4 protein-coding genes are annotated in these 6,478 nt (G+C 74.6%); 3 read left to right on the forward strand and 1 reads right to left on the reverse strand.

The window, feature by feature from the left end:
• Positions 1-6: 6 nt before the first annotated feature.
• On the reverse strand, positions 7-1,440 hold the full coding sequence (locus ACFWA7_RS32295) for a diaminopimelate decarboxylase (protein ID WP_385826625.1): 1,434 nt from the start codon (positions 1,438-1,440) through the stop codon (positions 7-9).
• Between the two features lie 164 nt (positions 1,441-1,604).
• On the opposite strand from ACFWA7_RS32295, the gene hutU reads away from it, so the two are divergent.
• From hutU to ACFWA7_RS32310, 3 genes are all read left to right on the forward strand, one after another.
• Positions 1,605-3,263: a urocanate hydratase gene (gene hutU, locus ACFWA7_RS32300; RefSeq protein ID WP_385546291.1), complete on the forward strand. Its 1,659-nt coding sequence runs from the start codon at positions 1,605-1,607 to the stop codon at positions 3,261-3,263.
• Between the two features lie 374 nt (positions 3,264-3,637).
• A complete protein-coding gene (locus ACFWA7_RS32305) occupies positions 3,638-4,828 on the forward strand; it encodes an allantoate amidohydrolase (protein WP_385826629.1) in 1,191 nt (396 codons plus the stop codon).
• A complete protein-coding gene (locus ACFWA7_RS32310; protein ID WP_385550296.1) occupies positions 4,819-6,237 on the forward strand; it encodes a formimidoylglutamate deiminase in 1,419 nt (472 codons plus the stop codon). The genes ACFWA7_RS32305 and ACFWA7_RS32310 overlap by 10 nt, the downstream gene beginning before the upstream one ends.
• The last annotated feature ends 241 nt before the right edge of the window (positions 6,238-6,478 follow it).

Here is a 6,478-nt window from a genome sequence, read left to right on the forward strand (position 1 = left end):
CGAATGTCACAGCCCCGGGCCCCTGTAGGTGCCCGCGTCATCAGGGGCGCGGGGAACTGCGCGACCAGCCCCCACCGGCCCGCAGGTGTGGACGCGCTGGAACAGCAGCGCGTCCGGGGTCGCGCCCCCCGACTCCGCCACGATCTCCGCCAGCGTCTGCGGCTCCCGCACCACCGCGAAGCGGACGCCGTCCGCCGACGCGGTGAAACCGTAGACACCCGGCCTGGCAAGGCTGTTGTACGCGTAGTGGTGGGCGAAGTAGTACGCCCCGGTGTCCAGCACCGCCGCGTAATCCCCCTGCTCAAGCCGCGGCAGCAGCCGCGCCTCGGCCAGCAGGTCCCCCGCGAAACAGGCGGGCCCCGCCACGTCCTGGAGGACGGGCGGGCCGGGTTTGGGGCGGCCCTTCGGGCCGTACGCGGCGATCCGCAGCGGCCAGGAGGCGGGCGCGTACACCGTACGGGCGGCGATCTGGACGCCCGCGTGGGTGACCGCGATGGGCCGCCCGCCGGACGTCTTCGCGTACTCCACCCTGGCCAGCACCGTCCCGTGCTTGGCGAGCAGCGAGCGGCCGAACTCGGTCACCAGCGCGTACGAGCCGTCGAAGAGGCCGGGGACCTCCGCGCGCAGCAGCCGCGCGTACTCCTCGTACGTCGGGCTCTCCGCGTCCGAGGCGAAGTTCACCGGCAGCCCGCCGCCGAGGTCGACGGTGTCGATCTGGCGGCGGCCCACGCGCGCGTTGACCTCCTCGGCCAGCTCGTACGCGGTCCGCACCCCCTCGGCCATCAGCGCGAGCGGCACGCCCTGCGAGCCCGCGTGGGTGTGCAGGCGGGTGAGCCAGGGGCGGGCCGCGTACGCCTCCACGACCCACTCCCGGGCCCCCTCGTCCCGCAGCCCCACCCCGAACTTCGAGGTCCGCGTCGCCGTCGAGAGCGCGCCGATGGACCCCGCGCCCAGCTGCGGATTGACCCGCAGGCCCAGCGGCGAGGCGGTCGCGGCGGTGGCGACGAGCGCGTCCAGGCGGGCCAGCTCCTGCGGGTTGTCGGCGTTGACGGCGATGCCCAGGGCGAGGGCCTCGCGCAGCTCGGCGGGGGTCTTGGCAGGGGAGTCCAGGACGGTCCGGCCGGGGCCGATCCCGGCGGCGCGGGCCAGTGCCAGCTCGCCGGGGCTGGCGACCTCCGCGCCGAGCCCCTGGGCCGCGAGCAGCCGCAGCACGGGGACGAGCGGGCACGCCTTGACGGCGAAGGCGTGCAGTACGGGCGCGTCGGTCACGGCCGCGAAGGCCGAGGTCAGCGAGGCCGCGCCGAGCCGGATCCCGGTGACGTCGAGGAGGGCGGCGAGCGGGGCGTCCGGACCGACGAGCCCCTGCTCCACGGCCGCCCGCACGGCCTGGTCGCGGCGCGCCGCCGCCGGTGTGCCGGTCATGGCATCAGGCTCGGTCATGGAATCAAGCCAAGCACCGGCCGCCCGGCGGCGCAGGGATACGGCCGGATTCCGCGCCCCCTTCGCTCTTCCTCTTCGCCCTTCTCCCCACCCGGTCTATTGACTAGTTCTATTCAGACGGCCAGGATGTGAATATCTGAGTCACGTCGTGAGGAGGCCTCGCCATGTCAGGACCCCGCCCCGTACGGGCAGCGCGCGGTACGGAACTGAGCACCCTGGGATGGCAGCAGGAAGCCGCCCTCCGGATGCTCCAGAACAACCTCGACCCCGAGGTCGCCGAGCACCCCGACAAGCTCGTCGTCTACGGCGGCACCGGCAAGGCCGCGCGCGACTGGCGCTCCTTCGACGCGATGGTGCGCACCCTGCGCACGCTCAAGCAGGACGAGACGATGCTCGTCCAGTCCGGCCGCCCGGTCGGCGTGATGCAGACCCACGAGTGGGCCCCGCGCGTCCTGCTCGCCAACTCCAACCTGGTGGGCGACTGGGCGAACTGGGAGGAGTTCCGCCGTCTGGAGGCGCTCGGCCTCACCATGTACGGCCAGATGACGGCCGGTTCGTGGATCTACATCGGCACCCAGGGGATCCTCCAGGGCACCTACGAGACCTTCTCGGCCGTGGCGGCGAAGAAGTTCAACGGCACGCTGGCCGGGACGATCACGCTCACCGCAGGGCTCGGCGGCATGGGCGGCGCGCAGCCGCTCGCCGTGACGATGAACGACGGCGTCGCGATCTGTATCGACGTGGACCCGCGCGCCATCGAGCGCCGCATCGAGCACCGCTACCTGGACGTGCGCGCGGATTCGCTCCAGCACGCCCTGCGGCTCGCCGTCGAAGCCCGTGACGCCCGCCGGCCGCTCTCCATCGGCCTGCTCGGCAACGCGGCCGAGCTGCTGCCGCAGATGCTGGCCGAGGGCGCCCCCATCGACATCGTGACCGACCAGACCTCGGCCCACGACCCGCTGGCGTACCTGCCGATCGGCGTCGACTTCGACGACATGGCCTCGTACGCGGCGAAGGACCCGGCGGGCTTCACGACCCGGGCGCGCGAGTCGATGGCCAAGCACGTCGAGGCGATGGTCGGCTTCATGGACGCGGGCGCCGAGGTCTTCGACTACGGCAACTCCATCCGCGGCGAGGCCCAGCTGGCCGGGTACGACCGGGCGTTCGCCTTCCCCGGCTTCGTCCCCGCGTACATCCGCCCGCTCTTCTGCGAGGGCAAGGGCCCCTTCCGCTGGGCGGCGCTGTCGGGCGAGGCGTCGGACATCGCGAAGACGGACAAGGCGATCCTGGACCTGTTCCCGGAGAACGAGTCCCTGCACCGCTGGATCAAGCTGGCGGGCGAGCGCGTCCACTTCCAGGGCCTGCCCGCGCGTATCTGCTGGCTCGGCTACGGCGAGCGCGACAAGGCGGGCGAGCGCTTCAACGACATGGTCGCCTCCGGCGAGCTGGCGGCCCCCCTCGCCATCGGCCGCGACCACCTCGACTGCGGCTCGGTGGCCTCCCCGTACCGCGAGACCGAGGCGATGCTCGACGGCTCCGACGCGATCGCGGACTGGCCGCTCCTGAACGCCATGGTGAACGTGGCGTCCGGCGCGTCCTGGGTCTCCCTGCACCACGGCGGTGGCGTCGGCATGGGCCGCTCCATCCACGCGGGCCAGGTCACGGTGGCGGACGGGACGGCGCTGGCGGGCGAGAAGATCCGGCGCGTGCTGACGAACGACCCGGGGATGGGTGTGATCCGGCATGTCGACGCGGGGTACGACATCGCGGAGTCGGTCGCGGATGAGCGTGGGGTTCGCGTACCCATGCGGGAGGGCGAGTGAGTAATCCAGCCTCTCCGGCGTTTGAGGAGCGGGGTCCGGGGCGGAGCCCCGTGCCGTCGGCCGTCTCACCGCCGGCGGGGGCTGGTCGCGCCCACGCGGCGGAGCCGCGAATGTCACAGCCGTGGGGGCCGCGCGGGGGGGGCCGGCAGGGCGGGGGGGGGGGGGGGCGGCCCCCCCCGCGGGGGGCGCCGCGCCCTTCCCCCGCGCGGCCCGCCCGGCGCGGCCCCCACGTCCCTGGCGGGGTGCGGGGGGCGCAGCCCCCGCTGGGGGTGCCGGGGGCGGAACCCCCGGGGAACACCCCTGCCCCCGCCCACCCCCGCCCGCGGAGCGTTTCGGGGAGGGGCGCGGTGGGGGAAGCTCCCTCATTTCAGGCGATGTGGCGCGAGCTCGCCCCCATCGGCCGAGACCCCGGCACCCGCGGCTACCGCCGCCACGCCTGGACGCCCGCCGACGCCGAGTGCCGTGCCTGGTTCCGGGCGCAGGCCGAGGCCCGGGGGCTGTTGTACGAGCTCGACCGGAACGGGAACCAGTGGGCCTGGGCCGGGGACCCCGCCGCCGGGGACGCCGTCGTCACCGGGTCGCACCTGGACTCCGTGCCCGACGGCGGGGCCTTCGACGGCCCCCTCGGCGTCGTGTCGTCGTTCGCCGCGTTCGACGAGCTCCGCCGGCGCGGGGCCGTCCTCACCCGGCCGCTCGCCATCGTCAACTTCGGCGACGAGGAGGGCGCCCGCTTCGGGCTCGCCTGCGTCGGCTCCCGGCTCGCCGCCGGGCAGCTGACCGTGGAGGCCGCGCACCGGCTGCGGGACGGCGACGGGATCAGCCTGCCCCGGGCGATGGAGGCGGCAGGGTACGACCCGGACGCCATCGGGCCCGACCCCGAACGGCTCGCCCGCATCGGCGCGTTCGTCGAGCTGCACGTGGAACAGGGCCGCGCCCTGGACCTCAGCGGCGACGCCGTCGGCATCGCCTCGGCGATCTGGCCGCACGGGCGCTGGCGCTTCGACTTCGCCGGGGAGGCCAACCACGCGGGCACCACCCGTCTGGTGGACCGGCGCGACCCGATGCTCACGTACGCCGAGACGGTCCTCGCCGCCCGCCGCGAGGCCGAACTCGCGGGCGCGGTCGCCACCTTCGGCAAGATCTCCTGCGAGCCCAACGGCGTCAACGCCATCCCCTCGCTGGTGCGCGGCTGGCTGGACTCGCGCGCCGCCGACCAGGCGACCCTCGACACCGTCGTCACGGCGATCGAGCGGGCCGCGCGGGACCGCGCCGAGCGGGACGGGGTGGACCTGACCGTCGTACGGGAGTCGTTCACGCCCGTCGTCGAGTTCGGGCACGCCCTGCGCGACGAGCTGGCGAAGCTCCTCGGCGGGCACACCCCCGTCCTCGGCACCGGCGCCGGACACGACGCCGGGATCCTGTCCGGGACGGTCCCGACCGCCATGCTGTTCGTACGCAACCCCACCGGCGTCTCGCACTCCCCGGCCGAGTTCGCCGGCGAGGACGACTGCGTGGCCGGGGTGCTCGCACTCGCCGATGTTCTGGAGGGCCTGGCGTGCAGGTGACGTCGTACTGGCTGGAGCACGCCTGGCTCGACCCCGTGGTGGAGCCGGGCGTGCTGGTGGAGGTGGCGGACGGCCGGATCACGGGGGTCCGTAGGGGGACGCCCGTGCCGCCGCCGGGGGCGCAAGTGCTGCGCGGCCTCACGATGCCTGGCCTGGCGAACAGCCATAGCCATGCTTTCCACCGCGCACTTCGCGGCTTCGTCCAGACCGGGAGCGTTTCCCTCCCCGGACTCGCCAACGCGCACTCCCACGCCGGTTCACCCCCGCATCGGCGGGGAGACGGCGGGCGGGCTCCGGGTTCATTCTGGACCTGGCGCGAGGTCATGTACGGAGTGGCCCAGAAGCTCACCCCGGACAGCTATTACTCGCTCGCGCGTGCGACCTACGCGGAGATGGCGCTCGCCGGGATCACCGCGGTGGGCGAGTTCCACTACCTCCACCACGCGCCGGGCGGCACGCCGTACGCCGACCCGAACGCGATGGGTGAGGCGCTGATCGCGGCCGCCGCGGACGCCGGCATCCGGATCACGCTGCTCGACACGGCGTATCTGTCCTCCGGCTTCGGCGAGCCGCCCAGCGTGCACCAGCTGCGGTTCTCCGACGGCACGGCGCAGGCGTGGGCCGAGCGGGCGGCGCTGCTCAAGCCGCGCGACGGCGTACGGATCGGAGCGGCGATCCACTCCGTACGTGCGGTACCGGCGGACCAGCTGCGTACGGTCGCGGCCTGGGCCGAGGAGCGGGAGGCCCCCCTCCACGTCCACCTCTCCGAGCAGATCGCGGAGAACGAGGCGTGCCTGGCCGCGCACGGCCGCACGCCGACGCGGCTGCTCGCGGACCACGGCGTGCTGGGCCCCCGCACGACGGGCGTCCACAACACCCACCTCACCGACGAGGACATCGCGCTGCTCGGCGGGTCGGGGACGGGCACGTGCATGTGCCCGACGACGGAGCGCGACCTGGCGGACGGCATCGGCCCGGCGGTCGCCCTCCAGCGCGCCGGATCCCCGCTCTCCCTCGGCAGCGACAGCCACGCCGTGATCGACCTCCTGGAGGAGGCGCGGGCGATGGAGCTGAACGAGCGGCTCCGTACGCGGACTCGGGGGCACTGGACGGCGGCGGCGCTGCTGCGTGCGGCGTCCGCGGACGGCCACGCGGCCCTGGGCTGGCCCGACGCGGGCCGCATCGCCCCGGGCGCCCATGCCGACCTGGCGACGGTGTCGCTCACGTCGCCGCGCACGGCAGGGCCCCTGCCGCGCCTCGGCGCGGAGACGGCGGTGTTCGCGGCGGCGGCGGCGGATGTACGGGATGTGGTGGTGGCTGGGCGTGAGGTGGTGCGGGACGGGGTGCATGTGGGGGTGCCGGACGTGGGGGCGGCGCTGGGGGCGGCGATCGCGTCCCTACGGGAGTAGCCCCACCCCGCCCCTTCACCTGGACCCTCCGGGGGTGGGGTGGGGGTGGAGGAGGGTTTCCCGGGGGCTACGCCCCCGCACCCCCGTTGCGGGGGCTCCGCCCCCTGCACCCCGCTTTCGGGGCTCCGTGCGTCTGCGGGCCGCCCTTGGCTGCTCGCGCAGTTCCCCGCGCCCCTTGAATGCCGCTGCGCGGCAATCCCCTGGGCGCCCCGAAGGGGCGCATTTCAGGGGCGCGGGGAAC

The sequence above is a fragment of the Streptomyces sp. NPDC059994 genome (assembly GCF_042737755.1).
Classification (GTDB): domain Bacteria; phylum Actinomycetota; class Actinomycetes; order Streptomycetales; family Streptomycetaceae; genus Streptomyces.

Coding starts and splice junctions, on each gene's coding strand:
- ACFWA7_RS32295 (WP_385826625.1), bottom strand. CDS start 1,440: ATGACCGAGCCTGATGCCATGACCGGCACACCGGCGGCGGCGCGCCGC.
- hutU (WP_385546291.1), top strand. CDS start 1,605: ATGTCAGGACCCCGCCCCGTACGGGCAGCGCGCGGTACGGAACTGAGC.
- ACFWA7_RS32305 (WP_385826629.1), top strand. CDS start 3,638: ATGTGGCGCGAGCTCGCCCCCATCGGCCGAGACCCCGGCACCCGCGGC.